Below are 21,968 nucleotides of genomic sequence, written 5' to 3'. Positions count from 1 at the left end.
AGGTCACATCTTATGTCCCTTAACATTCAAACGATTCAGCAAGAAAACAAGAAAACGGATATTCCGGAACTCCGCGCCGGCGATACCATCACGGTGAACGTGAAAGTTATCGAAGGCACCAAAGAACGCATCCAGCCGTTCAAGGGTGTCATTATCCAGCAGAAGAATACCGGAATCGGCGAAACCGTCACTGTCCGTAAAATGACCGATGGCGTTGCAATCGAACGTATTTTCCCGCTGCACAGCCCGCGTATCGCTTCCCTCGAAGTAAACCGCAAGGGTAAAGTTCGCCAAGCTCGCATCTACTATATGCGCAAGCTTTCTGGCAAGGCTGCCCGTATCGAAGAACGCGTCGAGAAGCAAAACGCTTAATTGCTGCGGCGGTGTCCCGTGAATCCGGGCAATCCCGATACAAAAAAAAACGTTCCGCTTGAGCGGGTTTCCGTCCAAGCGGGTTTTTTGCTTTTTAAAAAAGGGCAAAAGGCAGCCGAGATGCTCTATGTCGAAGAAGGCGAACTCGAAGCTTTCGACAACGAAGACATTTTGTACAACATCCCTCAAGGCTCCCTTATCGGCGTTTCCTCTGTGATGGAAGGGAGCGCTTTTGCTTATTCCGTCCGAGCGGGAAAACCCTCGACCATTATTAAAATCGGTCCAAGTTCCATGGCGCAAGTTCTCAAACAGGTTCCGCCCTGGATGCTCGCGACAATCAATTCCCTTTCCCAAAAAGCAAAGCAGCAAAAGGCAGCCGCCCAACAGCCGCTGTTTTCAAATACGCTGGAAAGCCTTGCCTTGTTCCTCGCCGTCAAAGCCAACGGAAAGCCGCTCGATACAGAGCCGACCCTTCGGGAATATCTCTGGCAGTCCCGCGCCAACGCCGACAAAGCGAATCAAGCTTTGAAAGAGCTTATCCGGCGCAAATTCGTCAAGCTGGTAGCAGGAGAAAACGGAGAACAAAACGCCAAAATGCGCCTGGTCAAGCCGAAGCTGTTCCGCATTCTCGTAGAATATCTGCAATCGGAACGCCGAGGGGAAACCTACCCCGCTTACGGACTTTCCAAAAGGGAGCGAGCCTGCCTAGAATTTTTAGGGCTCGAAAATTCCCTTTTTACGCGGACCCGCGACGAATGGATTCAATACTTGAAAATCTCCTGCCCCGACGCCGACATCATTATCGTCATCAAATTTTTGGAACTCGGCATTTTTTCGGAAATTCCGGAATCCCCAAAGCTTTTCCTGGAGACAAGCGTCCTGGATAAATACCTGAACGCCATCCACGGAGAGCACAATATCCGGGGGCTTCTATGAGAAAAAAATTGCAACCGCGAGACATTCTGGTCAAAGAAGGCGATGCGGGAGAGAAGCTCTACATCGTCCTCAAAGGGGAATTGCAAATTCAAAAAAAAGAAGGGACCAAGCTCCAAAACTATGGATTTTGGGGTCCGCGCTCCATCATCGGCGAAGAAGCTCTGTTGAGCAAAATGCCCTACGCATATACGCTCCGCGCAACCGAACCCGTCGAAGTCTTGGAAATCACTCCCGAAAATTTGCAAGAGGCTTTTGACAAGCTCCCCGTCTGGTTTCCTCCGCTGTTGCGTTTTATGGACAGGCATGCGCGAAAACTGGAGCATAACCGGAAAAAACTGGCCAAGATTTACGCCCTGCCCGCGCTCCTGTTTCTATGCGCAAAATATGCCCAAAAAAGCGAAGACGGAACCTTCCCACTAGCCCCTTTAATCGAAGACCTCGGCGTCATCCATGGACTCGGCCATAACGACGCTTTTGAACTGCTCCGCGCACTCTGCGACCTCGGCACCGCCAAGCTCATTCCAGGCGACCTCACACAAATTCACTTTTACCGCAAAAATCTGCCGTCGCTCCTCTATCGCACTCTTCTCGCTCGAAAAAAGAGCAAAAACATTCCGCGATCCCTGCTTTCGGCAAACGACCAGACGATTCTCACCGTATTCGCTTCGGTCGCCAAAACAAAGGGGCAAGAAAAGCAGGGCACCACGTTTATCCACCAAAAAGATTTTGTCGCCAAATACAAGGAATTATTTCCCGGAGTCAAGCTGACGCACCGCGCTTTTGAAAATCTGGTACAATGCGGCTATCTGTTTTCCGTTCCCGAATTCCTATCGACACCCAATTTCAAGGACATTTCACAATTCTACGCCGACAAAGAAGCGGTCAAGGATTTGCTGGAGCTGAACCGAGTCTATCCCCTTTTGGACAAAAAGCTCATCGAGTCGATGGAAAGCAGATGAAATTTTCAAAACGGGAACTTCTTTCCGCAAGGGAACTTAATTCTCAGTTCTCAGTTCCAACTCTCAACCGTTTGTTGAACTAGTCGAAGGGCACTAACCGCTCATCACCGACAACTCCTCCGTTTTTTGAAAATGAATTTCGAGAGAGCCATAATTTCATCCATTATTTTTCTAAATTGAACGCAACATTTTTTTCAAAAGGATTCTCTATGAAATTTTCCGCCTTTTTTGCCCTCGCACTTGCCGTATCCGCTTTTGCACAGGAAGCCGCTCCGGAACAGCAGGGATCTCCCCTTATGGGATTTCTCCCGTTCATCCTGATGTTCGTCGTCATGTATCTCTTTTTCATCATGCCGAAACAAAAGGAAATGAAGAAGCTCGACGCGATGCGCAAGGCTTTGAAAAAGGGCGACCAGGTTCTGACCGCCGCAGGCATTATCGGCACCGTCATGAGCGTGGAAGGCAACATCGTCTCTGTCAAAACCGGCAGCGACACGCGTCTTGATTTTGAACAAAGCGCTATCGTCCGCGTCTTGAACGCCGAAGACAAAAAAGCAGAAACGAAAGCGGCAAAATAAAAATGGCCATATTGGATCTTACCATCTACGGGAATCAGGCGCTGCGCGTCAAGTGCAAACCGGTTTCGCAAATAACGCCGGAACTCGTCGCTTTGGCGCACGACATGCTCGAAACGATGTACGACGCTGGCGGAGTCGGACTTGCCGCTCCTCAAGTCGCTAAAGACATTCGGCTGGTTGTCATCGACCCGGCCAGACCTGACGAAGACGAAAAGCCCGAACCGCGGATTATTTTCAATCCGGAATGGGGAGAAGAACCCGATTCCGAAAACGTCCCTTACGACGAAGGCTGCCTTTCGGTTCCCGACATTTTCTGCAACGTCTATCGGCCGGGAAAAATCTGGATCCGCTACATGAACGAAAACGGAGAGACCGTCGAAGAACACAACGTCGAAGGCCTCCTTTGCCGCTGTTTCCAGCACGAAACGGATCATCTGGACGGAAAACTTTTCGTCGATATGATTTCGACTGCGGACAGGGAACTCAACCGTTCCAAACTGCGCGACATGGCCAAAAAATCCAAAAAGGCGAACTCTAAAAGATGAATCGTTTTTCGCTGCTCTTCCTTGCGGCTGGACTTGTCAGCTGCGCACCTCTGCCACCGCTTGTTACAGACCCGCCCCAAGAAGCACAGCCCGCGGAAGAAGCTGCCACAGCCACTCCGCAAAACGATTCCTCTACCGCCACCGAAACGGTCGCCGCAAAAACGGCTCACTCCGAAGTCGCCGAAGCAGAAAGCCCGGATTCCCTCTCCAAAGAAAACTTTGAACCAATAGCTCCGGCAAGCAACCCCGAAGCATCCCGGCAAAATTACCCAACTTGGACTCTTCCCGCGGAAGCGCAACGCGATTTTCGAGTAGGCATTCAAGTCGGCGTCTCCAAAGCGGAAATTTCCGGAAGCCATTACACCATCGAACTCCACGGAAAAGGCGAAAAGCTTTCCGATCAATCGGGAACGATCAAAATATCCGCCAGCGGCTCCAAAATCGCCGTCAATTCCGAGAATGCGGACTCGGTCTGCATCACTCCAGCCGAAAATGCGCGCCTGTCCGTGGACGGGCGAGAATACCGAGGAAAAATTCTGGTCATCAACCGATCCAAAAAACTGACCATCATCAACATTCTGCCCATCGAAGATTACCTCAAAGGCGTCGTGCCCAATGAAATCGGCAAACTCGATTCCAGCATGTTCGAAGCGCTCAAAGTGCAAGCCGTCGCCGCCAGAACCTACGCCTACCGCCACTACAATTCCCGCAGTTCTCTCGGCTTTGATGTTTACGCCACCGTGCAGGATCAGGTGTATAACGGCTGTGCAAACGAATCCGCCCTCCCCAGCGCGGCCATCGACTCCACAGCGGGAATCGTCCTCACCTTTGAAAACGAACTGATCGAAGCGTATTACCACTCCACTTGCGGCGGCGCAACGGAAGGCGTGGAAACCTGGGGAATATCCCCCGTCTCCTATTTAAAAAGCCAAATCGACAAGAAAAATGCGGATTCCTCCTGGTGCATTGCCAGCTCCTATTCTTCTTGGAAAAAAGTTTACAGCGAAAAAGAACTCGTCTCCCTATTCCAAAAAAATTTCAAGGACGCCCGCGCCAATGGAAAATCGGGATTCAGCAAAATCCAGCAAGTCCAAATACGGACCACCCTTCCCGGCAGACGCATCGACACCCTTGAAGTCCTTACCGATAAAGGCATCTTTACCGTCCAAGGCGACAAAATCCGATTCCTTTTTAAAGAAGGTTCCAAAATTCTCCCCTCTTCCCGCTTTACCATCGAAAAGAACGGCAAGGCGTGGGTTCTTGACGGTTCGGGTTTTGGACATGGAATCGGCATGTGCCAGATGGGAGCCCGGGCGCGCGCCAAAGCCGGCCAAAGTTTCCAGGAAATTCTGCAAGCCTACTACCCGGGGACATCTCTCCAATGCGTTCACAGCGAACAGTAGCCATTCTCAGCGAAGGCTGTGCGGCGAACTTTGGGGACGGAGAAAAGATCGGGGAACGCTTCGCCCAAGAGGGATTCGCCGTCCAATTTGAAATGCCCTCCGCACCTCCCGACGCGATAGTCCTGAACGCCTGTACGGTCAAAGGCATTTCCAGCGCCGTCAAGCTCGCCAAGAAAATCCGTTCGACATTTCCGGCACCCGTATGGGTTACGGGCTGCGCCACCGAAGACCTGAAAAGGGAACTCGCCCGCCTTTATCCCGACTTCTGCTTTGGCCCCAAAGACGCGCATCAAAACGAAAACGCCTTCCAGGAATTTCTTTCCCGGCTAGAGTCCGGCAAACTTGCCGATGGCCAAAAAACAGAGCCGCTTCCTTCCCTATTTTGCCATGCGGGAATCGGGCTGGTGAATATCGAAGAGGGCTGTCTGGATTCTTGCAGCTACTGCTCGACCCATCTGGTGAAAGGCACGCTGCAAAGCATCCCCGCCGAATGGATTGTCCGCCGGGTGCAGCGCAAAGTGGAAGACGGTGCCAAGCAGATTTTTTTGACGGGGCAAGACACCAGCTGCTATGGATTCGATCGGAACACCAATTTGGCGGAGCTTCTGCAAAAGATTCTCGTACAGGTCCGTGGCGATTACAAAATCCGGGTCGGCATGGGAAACCCGCGGCACATTCTGCGCTATCTGGACGCCCTGCAAGAAACTTTTCACGACGACCACCTGTATAAATTTTTACACATTCCCGTTCAAAGCGGAAGCGACCGTATTTTAAAAGCGATGAACCGCCGCCATTCCGTCGTCGAATACTTTCAAATCGCCGACGCTTTCCGCAAGCATTTTCCCGACATGGTTTTGGGAACGGATATCATCGTCGCATTCCCCGGCGAATCGCCCGCCGATTTCCAGGCCAGCGTAGAACTCGTCAAAGCGACCCGTCCATCCATCTGCAATATCACCCGATTTGTTCCGCGCGAAGGCACACGGGCATACCTCTTGCCGAACGACATTCCACCTAAAGAGCGCAACGCCAGGTCCGCAGAGCTTTCCCGCATTTTTCAGCAGATAGCTCTCGAAAACAACCAGAGCCTTATCGGGCAAACGGAAACCGTTGTCGTCGAAAAGCCGGGGCAACGAGTAGGAACGACGATTGCTCGCGACCATGCGTATCGCCCCATCGCGCTGACTGGAGACTACCCCGTCGGCAAATCGCTAACCGTGAAAATCGTTCGCGCCGAAGCGTTTGCGCTTATCGCCGAAGTGATGGAGTAACTAGACGAAGGAAGCTGGAGTAGGAACAAACTATTTTTGCGAAAGACCCTGACCACGAGTATTATCCAAGCATTTTTTCAAAATTGCAAGATGATCTTCCACAATACGGATTTCTTCTTTAACTTTAACATTTGATTCCGTAAAAGATTGTTTCGAGTTTATTGTTGCCTCGCCAATTGAAGTCACAACGACGCCAACAACAATGTTTAAAACCATTCAACGAATTCAAGGAAGGTCGGTTCTTAACTGACCTTTTTTGCATCATCATCAAAAAAAGCCCCGCACAAAGCGAGGCCTAAGTTCGGAAATGGGATTTACAAATTCCGGATTTCTTCTTCAGAGAGGCCGGAAACATTCGCGATAAGGTCTAGAGATGCTCCATTGTTTTTAAGAGCTTTCGCCATTTCCCTGCGGGCATTCAAGTCGCCTTCTTCCCGTCCCCTTTCCATGCCAATCCCGATACCTTCGTCACGACCCTTTTCAAATCCGATTCCGACGCCTTCCTCATACTTGGCGGCGAGGGCCTTCTCTTCGGCGTCGGCGATGGTCTCGTAGCCGTAGGCTTCGGATGTCTTGATGAAGTCCATTTTGAATTCCTCTTTCTCTTCCTTCGGGAGCAGTTTCTTCAAATATAGAAAAGGCTAACTGAAAAACTTCACAAAGTCTTTCGGTTCAAAAAAGAACTTTCAAAAGCCCCGCACGAGGCGGGGCTGAATTTGTAAAGTCAAGACAGCTTTTTACAGGCTTTGGATTTCTTCTTCGGAAAGGCCGGAAACATTCGCGATGAGATCCAACGAAGCCCCGCCATCCTTGAGACGTTTAGCAATTCTTCGGCAGGCGATTATATCACCTTCTTCTCGTCCCCGTTCCATGCCAATCCCGATACCTTTTTCAACACCAATTCCAATGCCTTCCTCCCGTCCTTCGCTTCTCCCCTCTTCGTACTTGGCGGCGAGGGCCTTCTCTTCGGCGTCGGCGATGGTCTCGTAGCCGTAGGCTTCGGATGTCTTGACAAAGTCCATTTGGAATTCCTCTTTCTCTTCTTTCGGGAGCAGCTTCTTCAAATATAGAAAAGTCTCCGTGAGGAAATTCTCAGCCTCTTCGCAGGGAAGAACAGCATAATAAAGAGCTGAAACCCAATAAAAAAGCCCAAAACAAAGTAAAGCTTAAGTTCGGAAATGGGATTTACAAATTCCGGATTTCTTCTTCAGAAAGGCAGGAAACATTCGCTATAAGGTCTAGAGACGCTCCATTGTTTTTAAGAGCTTTCGCCATTTCCCTGCGGGCATTTAAATCGCCAATTTCAATACCTTCTTCCCGTCCCTTTTCCATGCCTATCCCGATGCCTTCGTCGCGACCTTCACTTCGGCCTTCCTCATACTTGGCGGCGAGGGCCTTCTCTTCGGCGTCGGCGATGGTCTCGTAGCCGTAGGCTTCGGATGTCTTGATGAAGTCCATTTTGAATTCCTCTTTTTCTTCTTTGGGGAGAAGCTTCTTCAAATATAGTAAAGTCTGCGTGAGAAAGTTTTCCGCCTCGTCCCGGGGCAATTCCTTCAGCATTTTCACGGCGGTGCGCAAGTGGCTTTGCATCTTTTCGCCGTGGAAGACGTATTTCATGGCGACCAGGGCCAGCGCGATTTTCGGGGAAATTTCTCGGATTTCGTTTGTGCTGAAAGTGTCGCCGATGTCCACCAGCTCCAGCACGAACGGCAGGCCGATGCGGTGGTAGTATTCCGGGTAGTCCGGGAACATGGTTCTCACGTCCAGTTCCCAATGTTCCCTGCCGTTGTAGAAGACGATGGCGACGGTGGGGATGTTCCTTTGATTCTTGACCATGATGTGGTACCAGTACTTGACGAGCTGCGCCACGACATTCGGGTCTTTCGAGGACTTGTGTTCCTCGAGGATGCCGACCAAGAGATCAGCGGAGCGCTTCGTTTTCTCGCCGTCTTTTACATCGTTGCTGCCGCTTCCATCCCCGGCGATCTTGACGGTGAACGCCAGGTCCGCGTAGCCGAAGGTTTCCGTGTCGCTGAAGGATTCGGAGATTTCGGTGAGGGTCGAGAGGTCCACGGTCTTCAGGAATTCGGAAAGACTCCTGTTGTTTCGGGCGACGAGGCGCAAAAGTTCCGCAGCCCGGTCGGGAGCCTTGAAGACGGAGCGGAAATAGGAGTCGTGCGGGGTGCTGTTGATTTTTGTCATTTCATATCTCGTTTTTACGGACTTTCCCCAATGAAAGTCCAACTCCTTTAAACGTTTTTGCGGACGTTTTTTCCACCTCGATTTGTGTAAAATGTTGCTTGCAGGGAAAGGGGCGTTTTCGTTCGGGAGTTTATGCCGGATTTAATTCCACAACACTTTTGATAAAGACTCAAAAACTCATAAAAAATCGCCCGGAAGATTTCCAGGCGATTTGCATTTCGGGGGTTCTAAAAATCAGGTCGTGTATTCCGCATTGATTTTGACATATTCATAACTCAAATCGCAGGTATATGCAGAAGCGGCGGCGTCTCCGATATTCAGCACCACCGTGACTTTATATTCCCGCTGCTTAACGACCTCTTCCAATTTTTTCTGGTCGCATTCCAACGGGCGCCCGCCCGAGAGAACCTGCACGTCGCCAAAGTAGAGATCCGTCTGTTCGGCAATCATGTTCACGCCGCTCGAACCCGCGCTCGAAAGAATCCGGCCCCAGTTCGGGTCCTCGCCAAACATAGCGCACTTCGCCAAATTGCTCGTTCCGATAAAGCGCGCCATTTTCAGTGCGTCCGCATGGCTTTCCGCTTTTTCCACCCGGATTTCAATAAACTTCGTCGCCCCTTCGCCGTCCCGTGCAATGTCCTTGGCCAGCTCCTTCATCACGGTCATCAATGCCGCCCGGAATTCGCTTTTTTCGCTGAGTGTCAAGTCTTCGTATTGGATTCCCGAAACACCGTTCGCAAGCAGAATACAGGTGTCGTTCGTGCTGGTATCGCCATCGACCGTAATTGCATTGAACGAATCGGAAATATCCGCGCGGAACTCGGCAAAGAAATCCAAAGGAAGCCCGAGATCCGTCGTAATGAATGCGAGCATTGTCGCCATGTTGGGGTGAATCATGCCGCTGCCCTTGCAGCAGCCTCCCACCGTGACTTTTCCCTTGGCGGTTTCAATTTCTATCGCTAACGATTTCAGCACCTTGTCCGTCGTCAAAATCGCCGAAGCGAAATCTTTCGAAGCATCGGCGTGCAGCCCCTCGACCAAATGCGGAATCGCCGCTTCCACTTTGTCCATAGGCATCAGGTGCCCGATGACGCCCGTACTGCAAACCAGAACGCTCTTCGGCGCAAGCCCCAAAAGATCTTCCACGAGGGTCGCCGTGCGCGCGCTGTCTTCCAAGCCCTTCGGCCCGGTGCAAGCGTTGGCGTTGCCACTATTGACAATGACGGCGGACGCAAAGTGCGCGTGTTCCAAAACCGATTTGTCGTAAAGAACCGGAGCCGCTTTCACTTTGTTCGTAGTGAACACGGCAAAACAACGAGCCGCCTTCTCGCTTTTCAAAAGTGCCATGTCCGGATTTCCACTGGCCTTGATTCCCGCAGTCCATCCGCAAGCGGTAAAACCCTTGGGAGAACAAACGCCTCCATCTTTCAGCATCGTCAACATATTCCAATTCCTTTGCCCCGATTGTCGAGGCATGAAAAATTTAGTAAAGGGAACCCGCAATTTCCAAATCCGCTTCTAATTCCGCTCTTTTTTATTGGCCGCTTTTTGTTTCTCCCATCGTGCGCTCCTGTTTCTTCTTTGCCAAAGCAATTTCTGGGAATTATATACGAAATTCCATCCAGAAAACTACTCACAAAGCCATAGCACTTTTAGAAGGTTTTCTAGGAACGAGAGATTCTGCGAAAAACACGGCAATCTTTATACGCGCTAAAGATTGCTTCACTACGTTCAGGGGGGGACGAAGAAGATAACGTTCCCATGTCAGGAAATTATCCCTCAAAAGCGAAATAAATTCCGTCATTGCTAAGCATGAAACGGTATCTCGCCTCATCCCGAGAAACGGAACGTACACCGTCACCCCGAGGAGCGGAGCGAATTCAGTCATTGCGGGGAGCAAAGCGACACGGCAATCCTTGTGTGCGAGAAGATTGCTTCACCCTAAAGGGTTCGCAATGACGCGGAAGCGAGGGTTTGGGATGACGGGAAAGAAGAGGTTCGGAGCGACGTGGACACTTCCCAACTTCCCACTCCCAACTCCACTCTCCCTGCCGTCAACTAGACTTTCCAATACTAACGATTTTTGAAAACGCATTTTCGCTTCCTTTTGCCTCAATTTTTTCAAAGAGGCAGGCAAAAAATTCAAAATTTTATAATTTTCCCGGTATGGACAATATACCCGTAACACAAGAAACCTACGATCAGCTCAAGCAGGAATTGGAACAGCTTAAAAAAGTGGAGCGTCCCAAGATTATCGACGAAATCGCCGAAGCCCGCGCACAAGGCGACTTGAGCGAAAATTTTGCCTATCACGCCGCCAAGGATCGCCAAGGGGAAATCGAATCCCGAATCAATTATCTGGAAGACCGCGTGGCCCGGGCCGTCATCGTCAAATACAACGGCAGCGGCGAAATCAAATTCGGAGCCACCGTCAAGCTTTTAAATAAAAAGACGAACCGTCCCATCACCTATACGATTGTTTCCCCGGAAGGCGTGGACGCCATCAACGGCAAGATCAGTTTCACAAGTCCCATCGGCAAAGCGCTTCTAGGCAAAAAGAAAGGCGACGTCGCCGAAGTCATCACGCCCAAAGGCAAAAATTTCTTTGAAATTCTGGACGTGCAATAAATGATTGTCGTCTTGATCGGAGACAGCGATTTTGAAAAGGAACGCCTGATCGAGCAGTTTCTGCAAAAAACTTTGGGAAACCGCAAGGACGATCCCTTGGCGCGAAAAATCATTTTCGCCAACGATTCGAACATTCCCTCCGTCGCCGACGCGGTCATCGAAGCCTGCGACTCGTGCTCCCTTTTTGCATCCGAACAGACGGTCGTCGTCCGCAAAGGCGAAACTCTTAAAGCCGACGATGCGTCCGCCATCGAGAGCTGGCTCAAGACCAATCCGGACGCCAATCTGCTTTTGGAATTTGAAAAACTTCTCAAGACGAGCAAACTTTATAAAGCACTCGCCGGACTCTCCAAAATCAAGGAGTGCAAATCCCCCAGGGAATACGAAATGCCGCAGTGGATTACGACCCACTGCGAAACCAATCTGGGACGCCGGATAGATCCTCTCGCCGCCGAATACGTTTCCAACGCGCTGGGCAACAACCAGGCACTCGTCGATGCCGAGCTGCAAAAAATTCTGACACTGGATCCGAACGGCAAGAACATTTCGCTGGAACAGGCCAAGTTGATGATCGCCCCGCAGAGGGAAATCGCCGCATTTGAAATTCGGGAATCCTTCGGCAACCACGACCCCATCGCCTACACTCAAAAGCTTCGTGAACTTTTGGACTCCGGAGTTGAAGGCATCAAAATCATCGCCACGCTGGAAGCCTACGCTGTCCGGCTTTTGCACATCAACACGATGCTCAAAAGGAACATGGCGGTCAAAGACATCGCCGCCGCCCTGGGTGCCAATCTGTGGCTTTTCGAGAAAAAGCTGAACGAACCCCGCATGGCTCGCAACTGGTCGTCCACCCGGCTATGCCGGGTCATCAAGCGCTTGGGCGAACTGGACAGCGACATTAAAAACGGACGCTGCGAAAGCCGCATGGGCTTGGAACTTTCTCTGGCCGCCCTCGTCATCGCTTAACCCAGAATTTTGATTCCCTTTCCAATACTTGAAGAGCAAAATCGTTTCCAAGTATTTTTCAACGAAAGTCACAGCAAAACGGCCAAAAATACGATTTCAATCCTGTTTGCCGCAAAAACATTTTGCTTTTCCTATATTATATGCGTATGAGCGAATCTTTGCATAAAGATAGTATCGGCCCCGTTTCCGTCCACGACCAGAAATTGCCACTCGGTCCAGAAGGCTTTATTCTGGAAAGCGGAAAATCCCTTCCCGAAGTCTCCATCCGTTACGAAACCTATGGGACACTCAATCCGGACAAATCCAACGTCATTTGGATCTGCTCGCCCCTGACTGCCGACGCTCATGTGGCAGGTTTCTACAATCCGGACGACAAGCACGTCGGCTGGTGGGACGCCCTTATCGGCAAAGGAAAAGCCGTCGATACGGATAAATTTTTTGTCGTCTGCTCCAATATATTGGGAGGCTGCAAAGGTTCTACGGGTCCCGCAAGCATCGACCCAAGAACGGGAAAGCCCTACGGCTCCACATTTCCCACGATTACCATCGGCGATATGGTCAAAGCCCAGAAACTGCTAGCCGACACTCTGGGCATTCAAAGTTTTTATTGCATCATCGGCGGCTCCATGGGCGGCTTCCAAGCGATGAAATGGGCCATCTACTACCCGGAAATCATCGACCGCGTTGTTCTTATCGCCACGTCTCCCGGTTTTTCGGCGCAGGCGCTCGGCTTTGAAATCGTCGGGCGGGACGTGATTACACAAGACCCGAATTACAATAACGGCGACTACTACGACAAGCAAATTCCGGCGACCGGACTTTCCAACGCGAGAAAGCTCGCCCATATCACCTACCTCTCCGCCAAAGGCATGGAGTCCCGATTCACCCGTTCCGACATTCGCATCGAGCATCCCGAAAAATTCTATTCCGGCTCGTCGCTGGAAACCTATCTGGAGCATCAGGGTTCCAAATTTGTGGACCGCTTTGACGCGAACAGCTACCTGCACATCGCTCACGCTACCGACACATTCGACCTCGCTACGGAATACGGCTCTTTGGAAAACGCCTTTAAAAACGTCAAGGCCACTTTTTTGAATGTGAACCTTTCCTCGGACTGGCTCTTCCCCCCGAACGAATCCCGGAAAATTACCGAAGCCCTGTTAAACGCGGGCAAGGTCGTGACCAGCCTGGAACTCGACACGAACTTCGGACACGACGGCTTTCTTATCGAATGCGGTGCTCTTGGCATGGCGATTTCCCGCTTTTTGGGCGGGCATATCGGCGAAATCCAAGCGACAGGGACGCCGGCATTCCACAGCGAAAAGGACATTTCGATTATCGACGCCCTGATTCCGGCGAAAGCGAGCATTCTGGATTTAGGCGCAGGCGATGGACTTTTGATAGACACCCTCTGGAAAAAGAAAAAAGTGACCGGCGTCGGCGTCGAAAAAAATTTTGCCAACATCCTCCGCTGCATCGAACGGGACGTTCCCGTCATCGAAAAGAAACTGAACCTCAAAGCGTTGGAATCCTTTGCGGACAACAGCTTTGATTATGCGGTTTTCAACAGGACCCTTCCCGAAGTACGGAATCAGCGACTGATCCTCCGGGAAATCATGCGAATCGCCAAGCACGCCATCATCACCTTCCCGAATTTCGGTTCCTGGGAAATGCGCTGGGCACTTTGCTACCACGGACGGATGCCCAAATCCCCCGAATTTCCCTACGAATGGTACGAGACGCCGAACATCCATTGCTTTACCTATCGGGATTTTGTCCGGTTGGCCGAAGCGGAAAAACTGGAAATCGAAAAAATCGTCACGGTAAACGAGCACAGCCTGAGCAAATGGCTGACAGGCATGGGACTTGTCAACTTGGGGGCAGAACGGGTCGTCGCTATGGTCAAAAAAGCTTAATTAAAATATATTTGCCCCATGGCAATTATATCGATGACCGGTTATGGCAAAGACACCTTCCTTCTTCACGGGATGCCATGTTCTGTTGAAGTGCGTTCTGTAAACAGTCGCTTTTTGGAAATCACCTGCCATCTACCCAAAAACTATTCCTATTTGGAATTTGAGCTGAAAGAAGAAGTCAAAAAATTTCTTTCGCGCGGTTCCGTCAATCTTTCGCTCAATCTGGGAGACCGGGAGGACTCGGCGATTCCCACCGGATATGCAGACGACGTCGTGGAAGCGTACCTGAAAATCGCCCGGGACATTCAAAAGAAATACGGCGTATCCGGAGAACCTTCTCTGGAGCAGGTCTTGGCTCTTCCCAACGTTCTGGTGTACGGAGCGGACGCCGAACAAAAGGAAAACGAAAAGCGCATCAAGGAATCCTTGGACAAAGCTTTGCAATCCCTGGTGCAGATGCGCGAAAAGGAAGGGCTGAACCTGAAAAGCGATTTGGAAAAACGCGTTTTCGCCATGGACAAAATTTTAGACGAAATCCAGCAGCTCGATCCGGAACGCATTGTCGAATGGAAAAAGAAATTTGAAGAACGCCTGAAAGCGCTCGTCGGAAACTCCGGAATCGATCCTGTCCGCGTTGTTCAGGAAGCGAGCATCATCGCAGACCGCCTGGACATCAACGAAGAAATCACCCGTTTTAAAAGCCACAACAAACTTTTCCTTTCGACGTTGGAGCTCGGAGCGAATCAAGGCAAAAAGCTCACCTTCATTTTGCAGGAAATGGGACGAGAAGCCAATACGCTCGCGACCAAATGCCAAAGCGCAAAAATTGCGGCACTCGCCATTCAGCTCAAGGACAGCGTGGAAACCATCCGCGAGCAGACGATGAATATCGAATAATCCGTTCCTTTCAAAAAGAAAAGACTGGCGCGGCAGGGATACCGTACCAGTCTTTTTTTGTTGTTGTGGAAATTTTAAAAGTCTTGTTCCGAAATCGATGCGTTTTTGAGGAATGTGGGAATTCCGTAGCGGGAATCGCTCTCTATAGAAAGAGATTCTTCGTTGTCGAGCATCAAAGAAGCCGTCGAGGACATCTTTGTCGTATTCACGGAAACTTCTTCTTCATTTCCCACAGGTCTTGCTGCATTAAAGTTCGAATTGAAAAAAGGACGATTTTCATTTCGCGCTTCTTCTTGCGCTTCCTCACGGGGTTCTTCCACCGGTTTAATCACCGGGATCCGAGCGGTCGAAGAAAATTCCTCTTTTTTCTGAATGGGCTGACGAGGTTCTTCTGCAACCTTTGGCATCGCCACCGTCGGCATTTCGGCAATGCCCGCAGCCGCTACAAAATCCAGGCCATCAAAACGGCGCGGAGTGGCTTTCACCGTCTGCCGAACAGTTGCATTCTGGGTTGCTTCCGCAGGAACATCTTCGATGTCATCCGCAGGGCGCTTGTCAAAGCCGGTAGCGATAACCGTAATGCTTACCCGGTCGCCCAATTCAGGTATCACCACGTCGCCCGCAATAATGTTCGGGTCGTTGTTTTCCCCGATTTGTTCATACAGGAAGGAGAGAGCCTCGCCATATTCCATCATCGAGAAATTTTCGCCATGGGAAACGTTGATCAAAGCTCCCGAAGCACCCTTGAGGCTTACATTGTCCAAAAGCTGGCAATGAATCGCTTCTTGAGCCGCTTTCAACGCCCGGCCTTCGCCCGACGCCGTACCTGTTCCCATCAAAGCGGAACCGCCATTCGACATAATCGTGCGGGCATCGTTAAAGTCCACGTTGATCGTGCCATGGATAAACATAATATCGCAAATGCTGCGAACCGCATTGCCCAGAACTTCATCCACCTTCAGGAACGCGTCCTGGATGGACGTCGTCTTTTCAACAACATCCAAAATCCGCTGGTTGTTGATGACGATAATCGAATCCACGCACTTGCGAAGGGCGGCAAGGCCTTTTTCCGCATTGCGACGGCGAATGACGCCTTCCCACTGGAAAGGCATCGTGACGACAGCAACGGTCAAAATGCCCAGCTTGCGAGAAATTTCGGCAACAACCGGAGCAGCACCCGTTCCCGTGCCACCGCCTAGACCCGCCGAAATAAAGAGCATATCCGCCCCTTCGATTTTCTTTTCGACAATGTCCTTGTCTTCCATCAGCGCCTGGCGACCGATTTCCGGCTTGGCTCCGGCCCCCAGATTTTTGGTCGTCTGCATACCGATGGCAATTTTCTCATCGGCCAAATTATTGTCCAAAGCCAGCGCATCCGTATTGATAGAAATGTATTCAACACCTTTGATGTTCATTTTTACCATACGATTGACGGCGTTTCCACCGGCACCGCCGACACCGACGATTTTGATTTTTGCCAAATGGTCCGAATCCGCTTGGGCAAAAATATGTTTGACTTCGGATTTTTCCGGAATCATGTTGTTCTGGTTTTCGTTCATTTTGGACTCCCTGTTTTATTGTTTAAAATTCCATGGTTAGAGATAAGTTCTGATAAAATGCAAGATACGACGCCAGCCGTTTCCAACAGTGCCGACAATTTTTGTCGTTCTCGTGTCGCGAAGATCTTTCGGCGAATCCGCTTTTGCCGCATAGTACAAAAGCCCGACACCCGTCGAATGAATGGGCAAGCAAACGATTTCACCCAATCCGTCTTCTGCTTTTTGGGGCATTCCTTTGCGCACGGGAATTCCATCGTAGGCCTGTTCCGCCCGTTCCAAAATTCCGTCCAGCATCGCCGTGCCACCCGTGATGACAATGCCCGCCCCCAGGCCTTCCCACAAGCCCTTATTTTTCAAGTCGTCCCGGATTTTTCCCAAAATTTCTTCGATGCGGCAATAGATGATATAGGCCAAATGCTTCTTGCTGCATTCCGTGTTGGGCCGACCGCCGATTCCAGGAACCGGAAACGATTCGTCATTGAAGCAATTTGAACTGCGGCAAGTCCCGTACATCTTTTTGATTTCCTCGGCCCTGTCCAGCGGAGTTTTCAAACCGATTGCGATATCATGCGTGACCGCATTGCCCGCCAATTCAAACGACATGGTGTAAATGACTTTATCGTCCTTAAAAACGGCGACATCCGTCGAAGACGCGCCAATATCGACAATGGCCACTCCCAATTCCTTTTCGGCATCTTCCAAGACGCAGTAAGCATCGGCGAGCTGTTCCAACACGAGTTCTTTTACCGTAAGCCCCGCATTTTCAACAGCCTTTTTGATATTTCGGATGATTCCTTTTTGCGCCATGACAAGCTGCACGTCAACGCTCAGACTAGTGCCTTCCATTCCCTGCGGATTCTTGATTCCGGTTCTGTTGTCCAGAATGTAGTCGCCGGGCAAAATATGGATGATGTCCATATCGGCAGGACGCTGAACCAGTTCGCTCGCCTGTTCCACAACGCGGGACATTGCCATCTTTGTAACGACTCCGCCAAAATCGCGCAGAGGAATCGTAGCTCGGCTCGCATACGAACGGGTATTGTTCCCAGCAATGCCCACATAAACTTCTTTCACATCAATGCCGCTAGTCATCTCGGCATCTTCGACCGCCTTTTTCAATACGGCAACGGTCGCCTCCAATTCGTTCGCTGCGCCTCTTCCTAGCGGAGGAGTTCCCAGTCCCAAAACCCGAATGTTGCCCTTATCGGTTTCTTCGCCGATAAAGACATCGATTTTGGAACTTCCGATATCCAATCCAACAATCAAGTGGTTCGGTTCAACGCCGACCGTTTTTTCTTCTTTTGCCATCATTTGACCTCATGATTGGAAGGGTGAGCATAAGCAAAACCTTCAAAACGCATATCCAACAATTTCAATTGATTCATTTCCGTCGAAAGTCCATCTACCAGCAAGCGGTAATGGGAAAACGAACTTGCCGATACGCTATCCAACGGAAACAGCACCTTAAAACGCACATTGCGAAAGAACACTTCTACCGCATGGCGTTTCTCGTCCACGGAAACTTGGGAAACTTCCTTGTAAAGCAAAGCGTCCGACTGGCGCAACTTTTGCAAAAAATGGGCGAGCGCTTTTACATCCCGCTTTTTTTGAATCGTTGCAACGGGATATTCAAAACGGGCGGAAGCCAGAGCGGGCAACTGCTGCCCCCGTTCCGAATACGCATTCCATTCTCCGTTTTCATAAACTTGCATCAGCGGCGTCGTTTCCTCGATATTTATCGACACTTTCCAAAAAAAACCTACATCGACCTGGGCGTCATGTAAAAAGGGCAAGGAGAGAAGATTATTCCGCACCGAATCCGCATGGATTTCCGACATGGGCATTCCCGTTTCCAGCCCTGCCGTCTGAAGAATTTCTTCCCACGTCAAAATATGATTTCCAGTGATGGACACCGTTTTTAACGTACGCCATCCCATCGGATTGAACTTGCGAATAAAGAACCAGCCCTGCCAAACAGCGACAGACAACACGGCCACAACCAGAAAAATTTTCCAGCCTTTCTTTCGGAACCAGCTCCAGGAACTCGCAAAAAACTTTTTGCGGGATTCGCGTCGCTTTTGACGTTGCCGAATAGCGTTGTAACCGTAATGGGCCATTATTTTTTCAAGGCCTCCAAAAAGGGGCGTTCCATTTTCCAAATATCACCGGCACCCATAAAAAGCACCAGATCTCCGGGCCGAACATCTTGCGTCAAAACGGCAAGAGCATTTTCCTTGGTCTCCACAAATTTGGCATTCTGATGTCCGCGGGCGATTGCCGAATCGACAATCAATTTTCCAGAGATTCCGGGAATCGGTTTTTCCCGAGCCTTATAAATTTCCAAAGTCAGAAGCTCATCGCAGTTGGCAAAGACTTCTGCAAAGGTTTCATATTGATCGCGCGTACGCGTGTAAAGATGCGGCTGGAAAACAACCACAATCCGCTTGTCCGGAAAAGTGTCGCGGGCACCCTGCAAAGTCGCTGCGGTTTCTGTCGGGTGATGCGCATAATCGTCATAAACCATCACGCCAGCGGCTTCGCCAATCCATTCAAAGCGCCGCTTGACCCCGGTAAATTCCGAAAGCGCCCGGCGGACAATTTCCAGCGGAATATTTTCTTCGTGAGAAAGCGCAATCGTCGCCGTCGCATTCAGCACATTATGCTTGCCGGGAATGCGAATCGAAAATTCGCCCAGAAGCTGATTATTCTTCAGGACATCAAAATGGGAAACTCCCTGTTCCACGCGCACATTTTCCGCCCGATACATCGCCTGTCGGCTGAATCCATAGGTCACAACCGGCTTGGTAAAGCGGGTCAAAACAGACTGGATGTTCGGATTGTCTATGCACACCACGACCTGTCCATAAAAAGGAACTTTATTGGCAAAAGCCACAAAGGCATCCTTGATGGCATCAAGAGTTCCATAAGTGTCCAAATGTTCCCGGTCGATATTCGTGATAATCGCCGAAGACGGCATCATCGAAAGAAAACTCCGATCAAATTCATCGCTTTCCGCAATGAGATAACGCCCGCGACCGACTTTCGCCCCGCTGCCTTTTCCTTTGACGACTCCTCCGACAATCACCGTCGGGTCCTCGCCCGCAGCTTCCCAAATGGAGCCCAGCATAGACGTTGTGGTCGTCTTGCCGTGCGTTCCAGAAACCGCGAGAGTGTATTTCAGACGCATCAACTCGCCAAGCATTTCGGCGCGACGGATGACGGGAATACGACGCGACTTCGCTTCCACGATTTCGGGATTGTCCATTTGCACCGCAGAAGAATACACCAGAAGGTCGGCGTTTTCCACATTCTTCGCTTCATGGGAAGGAAAAATCGGGATGCCCAATTCTTTTAAATATTCGATAGAGGGACCGTCGCCCGTATCGCTTCCGGTCACTACAAAACCATTTTCGAACAGGACTTCGGCAATCCCGGACATTCCGGTGCCACCGATGCCCACAAAATGCAACCTTTTTACGCGACTGCTAGGAATTAGATTCATTTAACACTCCGCATCGATAATGACTTTGGCAATCTGGTCTGCCGCATCCGGCATTCCAATGGACTTTGCCGCCACCGACATCTGCTTCAATTTCTCTTCATGGGAAAGAAGCGACTGCACCTTGTTCCACAAATCATTGGGTTCATTATCCAATTCGACCAAAGCAGCACCCGCCTTTTCAATCACCCGGGCGTTAAATTCCTGATGGTTTGCGGTCGCAAAGGGGAACGGGAATAAAATGGAAGGCTTTCCAAACGCCAAAATTTCGGCCAAAGTCGATGCTCCCGCACGGCTGACAATCAAATCCGCATGACCCAAATAAGCATAGATATTGTCCAAAAAAGCCTTGACTGTCACATTTTCAGGAATCCGAACCGATTGCCGAATCGTCTCTTCATTTTTCGCTCCGACTTGCCAAACAACGGAAACATCGGAACGCTTGGCAATTTCCGGCAGAGCCTCTTCCATTTTCAAATTGATTCCGCGCGCTCCCTGAGAACCTCCGACAATCAAAATGTTTTTTGTCCCTTCCCGAAATTCCTGAGGACGGGGCAGATTTTCCAACGACGGCAATTCGCGAACGGGATTTCCAAAGACCATCGTTTTCGCTTTCGGGAAAAATTTCTGCGCATCTTCCGAGGTCACAAAAATCTTTTTAGCACTGCGAGAACCCCACTTGTTGGCAATTCCCGCAACGGCATTCTGTTCCTGAATATAAACCGGAATTTTTGCACGCCCCGCAGCAATTACAATCGGCAAAGACACGTATCCACCGGTTGCGACAACCACATCGGGCTTGCGCTTTTTCAAAACCAATTTTGCGCTCTGTACGGCCTTCAGTAAATTATACGGAAGGGAAAGATTCTGCATAAACGAACCGCGATGAAAAGGAACCGCCGAAATTTCATCAAATTCAAAATAAGGCGTCACCAAGCGAGATTCCATCGAATCTTTTCGGCCCGCAAAAGAGATTTGGGAAATTCCCATTTTCTTTAAGCTTTCCGCGATCGCAATCGCCGGAAAAACATGACCGCCCGTTCCGCCGCACGCAAATAAAAACTTTTTCTGTTTCACATTGACCTCACATCTTGAATAATGCTTCTGGGTTCCACAATGTTCCGACCTGTTCCCGAACGGGAGATATTCAGCAAAATGCCGACAGACGCCATGGACACAATCAGATTGGAACCGCCAAAACTAATAAAAGGCAACGGCTGACCCGTCGTCGGCATGAGTCCCGTATTGACACAAATATGGAATATCGCATTGAGCGCAATCGTACAAGTGAGACATAGCGCAAAATACTTGGAAAAACGGGTCTGCGCATTTTGGGCAATCACCAAGCCGCGCCAAACAACAACGCCAAAAAGCAAGAGTACTATTGTGGTCCCTACAAATCCGTGTTCCTCTCCTAGCACACTGAAAATCACATCCTTATAAGCTTCGGGCAAAAAACCCAACTTTTGCGTTCCTTGTCCAATGCCCGTTCCTGTCAAGCCCCCATTTCCCAAACTGATCAGAGCGCTATAAAGTTGATAGCCGCCATCATTTAAATGTTCTTCGGGATGAAGCCACGCTTCTATGCGCTTTAACCGATACGAAGCTCCTAATCCAACCGCCACGCAGCCTACGACAAATACGCCCAAAAATCCCAAAAGGTAGCGGGTTTTCACTCTCACTCCAGCAACACAGAACAACGCAAACGATGTGGCCAACATCATCAAAGTCATTGAAAAATTCGGCTGCAACATAATCAACGTGGCAACGACTATCACAATAATTCCAGGCGCAATCAATCCTTTTTTTATATCGGCAATGTCATCTCCCATCTCCGAAAAACGGCGGGATAAATAAGCAAACAGAGCGACTTTCATCAGTTCGGAAGGCTGCAAAGAATAACCGCTAAACGAAAGCCAACGAGCAGCGCCTTTTGTCACAGAGCCATAAACAATAACAGCCAACAACATCAACAGCACCACATAAAAAATCGGACGAGAAAGCTTATACCATAAACTGTGATCCAGGCCTGTGGTTATTCCCATCAACACAAAACCGGCCAACATAAATTTGAAATGTTTTAATGCATAGTAATATGTCGGGAGGCCTTTTCTTGCCGCATCAAAACTGCTTCCACTATAAATGACATACAGCCCAATGAAGAGCAGTATAAGTACTGCGCCCAATAGACATTTGTCCAAACTCATAATGGAAGCCATTTTGTTATTCATCTT

General features: G+C 50.1%; 22 protein-coding genes. 11 read left to right on the top strand and 11 right to left on the bottom strand.

Annotated features, from left to right (window positions below; translation table 11 throughout):
- Positions 1–12 precede the first annotated feature (12 nt).
- From rplS to BGX14_RS12645, 7 genes are all read left to right on the top strand, one after another.
- Positions 13–372 carry a 50S ribosomal protein L19 gene (gene rplS, locus BGX14_RS12675; RefSeq protein ID WP_073302292.1) on the top strand — a complete coding sequence of 120 codons (360 nt, stop codon included), beginning with the start codon at positions 13–15 and terminating at the stop codon, positions 370–372.
- A gap of 18 nt (positions 373–390) precedes the next feature.
- Positions 391–1,308: a cyclic nucleotide-binding domain-containing protein gene (locus BGX14_RS12670; protein ID WP_255404524.1), complete on the top strand. Its 918-nt coding sequence runs from the start codon at positions 391–393 to the stop codon at positions 1,306–1,308.
- Positions 1,305–2,267 carry a cyclic nucleotide-binding domain-containing protein gene (locus BGX14_RS12665; RefSeq protein WP_095880068.1) on the top strand — a complete coding sequence of 321 codons (963 nt, stop codon included), beginning with the start codon at positions 1,305–1,307 and terminating at the stop codon, positions 2,265–2,267. The genes BGX14_RS12670 and BGX14_RS12665 overlap by 4 nt, the downstream gene beginning before the upstream one ends.
- A 209-nt stretch (positions 2,268–2,476) precedes the next feature.
- Positions 2,477–2,845, top strand: a complete 369-nt coding sequence (gene yajC, locus BGX14_RS12660) for a preprotein translocase subunit YajC (RefSeq protein ID WP_073302286.1) — start codon at positions 2,477–2,479, stop codon at positions 2,843–2,845.
- A gap of 2 nt (positions 2,846–2,847) precedes the next feature.
- Positions 2,848–3,390, top strand: a complete 543-nt coding sequence (gene def / locus BGX14_RS12655) for a peptide deformylase (RefSeq protein ID WP_073302284.1) — start codon at positions 2,848–2,850, stop codon at positions 3,388–3,390.
- Complete coding sequence (locus tag BGX14_RS12650; RefSeq protein ID WP_095880067.1) at positions 3,387–4,793, top strand: SpoIID/LytB domain-containing protein; 1,407 nt, start codon at positions 3,387–3,389, stop codon at positions 4,791–4,793. The genes def and BGX14_RS12650 overlap by 4 nt, the downstream gene beginning before the upstream one ends.
- Positions 4,772–6,064, top strand: a complete 1,293-nt coding sequence (locus BGX14_RS12645; protein ID WP_095880066.1) for a tRNA (N(6)-L-threonylcarbamoyladenosine(37)-C(2))-methylthiotransferase — start codon at positions 4,772–4,774, stop codon at positions 6,062–6,064. Before BGX14_RS12650 ends, BGX14_RS12645 begins: the two co-directional genes overlap by 22 nt.
- Before the next feature lie 30 nt (positions 6,065–6,094).
- Here the strand turns inward: BGX14_RS12645 and BGX14_RS12640 are convergent, their stop codons facing one another.
- From BGX14_RS12640 to argJ, 5 genes are all read right to left on the bottom strand, one after another.
- Complete coding sequence (locus BGX14_RS12640) at positions 6,095–6,280, bottom strand: hypothetical protein (protein ID WP_073302278.1); 186 nt, start codon at positions 6,278–6,280, stop codon at positions 6,095–6,097.
- 98 nt (positions 6,281–6,378) lie between these two features.
- On the bottom strand, positions 6,379–6,693 hold the full coding sequence (locus BGX14_RS12635; RefSeq protein WP_095880065.1) for a hypothetical protein: 315 nt from the start codon (positions 6,691–6,693) through the stop codon (positions 6,379–6,381).
- 108 nt (positions 6,694–6,801) lie between these two features.
- On the bottom strand, positions 6,802–7,086 hold the full coding sequence (locus BGX14_RS12630) for a hypothetical protein (protein WP_143159298.1): 285 nt from the start codon (positions 7,084–7,086) through the stop codon (positions 6,802–6,804).
- Positions 7,087–7,249: 163 nt separating this feature from the next.
- Positions 7,250–8,266, bottom strand: a complete 1,017-nt coding sequence (locus BGX14_RS12625) for an Rpn family recombination-promoting nuclease/putative transposase (RefSeq protein WP_095880064.1) — start codon at positions 8,264–8,266, stop codon at positions 7,250–7,252.
- Between the two features lie 234 nt (positions 8,267–8,500).
- A complete protein-coding gene (argJ, locus tag BGX14_RS12620) occupies positions 8,501–9,700 on the bottom strand; it encodes a bifunctional glutamate N-acetyltransferase/amino-acid acetyltransferase ArgJ (RefSeq protein ID WP_233126549.1) in 1,200 nt (399 codons plus the stop codon).
- A 732-nt stretch (positions 9,701–10,432) separates the two neighbouring features.
- Here argJ and greA point away from each other — a divergent pair.
- The 4 genes from greA (at position 10,433) to BGX14_RS12595 (ending at position 14,676) form a co-directional block, all read left to right on the top strand.
- The gene (gene greA, locus BGX14_RS12610) at positions 10,433–10,894 is read left to right on the top strand and encodes a transcription elongation factor GreA (protein ID WP_073305538.1); all 462 of its coding nucleotides are present in this window, start codon (positions 10,433–10,435) and stop codon (positions 10,892–10,894) included.
- A complete protein-coding gene (gene holA, locus BGX14_RS12605; protein WP_073305540.1) occupies positions 10,895–11,863 on the top strand; it encodes a DNA polymerase III subunit delta in 969 nt (322 codons plus the stop codon).
- Positions 11,864–12,009: 146 nt separating this feature from the next.
- Positions 12,010–13,779 carry a homoserine O-acetyltransferase gene (locus tag BGX14_RS12600; RefSeq protein ID WP_073305542.1) on the top strand — a complete coding sequence of 590 codons (1,770 nt, stop codon included), beginning with the start codon at positions 12,010–12,012 and terminating at the stop codon, positions 13,777–13,779.
- Positions 13,780–13,797: 18 nt separating this feature from the next.
- Entirely contained in the window at positions 13,798–14,676 is an 879-nt protein-coding gene (locus tag BGX14_RS12595; RefSeq protein ID WP_078777045.1) for a YicC/YloC family endoribonuclease, read from the top strand.
- 74 nt (positions 14,677–14,750) lie between these two features.
- On the opposite strand, the gene ftsZ is transcribed toward BGX14_RS12595, so the two are convergent.
- From ftsZ to ftsW, 6 genes are read right to left on the bottom strand one after another with little or no spacing between them, the layout of a single operon-like run.
- Positions 14,751–16,235: a cell division protein FtsZ gene (ftsZ, locus tag BGX14_RS12590; protein WP_073305546.1), complete on the bottom strand. Its 1,485-nt coding sequence runs from the start codon at positions 16,233–16,235 to the stop codon at positions 14,751–14,753.
- Between the two features lie 36 nt (positions 16,236–16,271).
- A complete protein-coding gene (gene ftsA, locus BGX14_RS12585) occupies positions 16,272–17,546 on the bottom strand; it encodes a cell division protein FtsA (RefSeq protein ID WP_078777047.1) in 1,275 nt (424 codons plus the stop codon).
- The gene (locus tag BGX14_RS12580) at positions 17,543–18,352 is read right to left on the bottom strand and encodes a cell division protein FtsQ/DivIB (protein ID WP_073305548.1); all 810 of its coding nucleotides are present in this window, start codon (positions 18,350–18,352) and stop codon (positions 17,543–17,545) included. The genes ftsA and BGX14_RS12580 overlap by 4 nt, the downstream gene beginning before the upstream one ends.
- Entirely contained in the window at positions 18,352–19,737 is a 1,386-nt protein-coding gene (gene murC, locus BGX14_RS12575) for a UDP-N-acetylmuramate--L-alanine ligase (RefSeq protein ID WP_095880063.1), read from the bottom strand. Before murC ends, BGX14_RS12580 begins: the two co-directional genes overlap by 1 nt.
- Positions 19,738–20,811 carry an undecaprenyldiphospho-muramoylpentapeptide beta-N-acetylglucosaminyltransferase gene (murG, locus tag BGX14_RS12570; protein WP_073305553.1) on the bottom strand — a complete coding sequence of 358 codons (1,074 nt, stop codon included), beginning with the start codon at positions 20,809–20,811 and terminating at the stop codon, positions 19,738–19,740.
- Complete coding sequence (gene ftsW, locus BGX14_RS12565) at positions 20,808–21,941, bottom strand: putative lipid II flippase FtsW (protein WP_233126581.1); 1,134 nt, start codon at positions 21,939–21,941, stop codon at positions 20,808–20,810. Before ftsW ends, murG begins: the two co-directional genes overlap by 4 nt.
- Positions 21,942–21,968: the final 27 nt, after the last annotated feature.

Source organism: Fibrobacter sp. UWS1 (assembly GCF_002300445.1).
Lineage (GTDB): Bacteria > Fibrobacterota > Fibrobacteria > Fibrobacterales > Fibrobacteraceae > Hallerella > Hallerella intestinalis.
Note: the sequence above shows the minus strand (reverse complement) of the source record. Positions and strands in the feature narration are given on the sequence as shown.

Excerpts from the sequence above, each read along its gene's own strand:
- rplS (WP_073302292.1), top strand. The coding sequence starts at position 13 with ATGTCCCTTAACATTCAAACGATTCAGCAAGAAAACAAGAAAACGGAT.
- BGX14_RS12665 (WP_095880068.1), top strand. The coding sequence starts at position 1,305 with ATGAGAAAAAAATTGCAACCGCGAGACATTCTGGTCAAAGAAGGCGAT.
- yajC (WP_073302286.1), top strand. The coding sequence starts at position 2,477 with ATGAAATTTTCCGCCTTTTTTGCCCTCGCACTTGCCGTATCCGCTTTT.
- def (WP_073302284.1), top strand. The coding sequence starts at position 2,848 with ATGGCCATATTGGATCTTACCATCTACGGGAATCAGGCGCTGCGCGTC.
- BGX14_RS12650 (WP_095880067.1), top strand. The coding sequence starts at position 3,387 with ATGAATCGTTTTTCGCTGCTCTTCCTTGCGGCTGGACTTGTCAGCTGC.
- BGX14_RS12645 (WP_095880066.1), top strand. The coding sequence starts at position 4,772 with ATGCGTTCACAGCGAACAGTAGCCATTCTCAGCGAAGGCTGTGCGGCG.
- BGX14_RS12640 (WP_073302278.1), bottom strand. The coding sequence starts at position 6,280 with ATGGTTTTAAACATTGTTGTTGGCGTCGTTGTGACTTCAATTGGCGAG.
- BGX14_RS12630 (WP_143159298.1), bottom strand. The coding sequence starts at position 7,086 with ATGGACTTTGTCAAGACATCCGAAGCCTACGGCTACGAGACCATCGCC.
- BGX14_RS12625 (WP_095880064.1), bottom strand. The coding sequence starts at position 8,266 with ATGACAAAAATCAACAGCACCCCGCACGACTCCTATTTCCGCTCCGTC.
- argJ (WP_233126549.1), bottom strand. The coding sequence starts at position 9,700 with ATGCTGAAAGATGGAGGCGTTTGTTCTCCCAAGGGTTTTACCGCTTGC.
- greA (WP_073305538.1), top strand. The coding sequence starts at position 10,433 with ATGGACAATATACCCGTAACACAAGAAACCTACGATCAGCTCAAGCAG.
- holA (WP_073305540.1), top strand. The coding sequence starts at position 10,895 with ATGATTGTCGTCTTGATCGGAGACAGCGATTTTGAAAAGGAACGCCTG.
- BGX14_RS12600 (WP_073305542.1), top strand. The coding sequence starts at position 12,010 with ATGAGCGAATCTTTGCATAAAGATAGTATCGGCCCCGTTTCCGTCCAC.
- BGX14_RS12595 (WP_078777045.1), top strand. The coding sequence starts at position 13,798 with ATGGCAATTATATCGATGACCGGTTATGGCAAAGACACCTTCCTTCTT.
- ftsZ (WP_073305546.1), bottom strand. The coding sequence starts at position 16,235 with ATGAACGAAAACCAGAACAACATGATTCCGGAAAAATCCGAAGTCAAA.
- ftsA (WP_078777047.1), bottom strand. The coding sequence starts at position 17,546 with ATGATGGCAAAAGAAGAAAAAACGGTCGGCGTTGAACCGAACCACTTG.
- BGX14_RS12580 (WP_073305548.1), bottom strand. The coding sequence starts at position 18,352 with ATGGCCCATTACGGTTACAACGCTATTCGGCAACGTCAAAAGCGACGC.
- murC (WP_095880063.1), bottom strand. The coding sequence starts at position 19,737 with ATGAATCTAATTCCTAGCAGTCGCGTAAAAAGGTTGCATTTTGTGGGC.
- ftsW (WP_233126581.1), bottom strand. The coding sequence starts at position 21,941 with ATGAGTTTGGACAAATGTCTATTGGGCGCAGTACTTATACTGCTCTTC.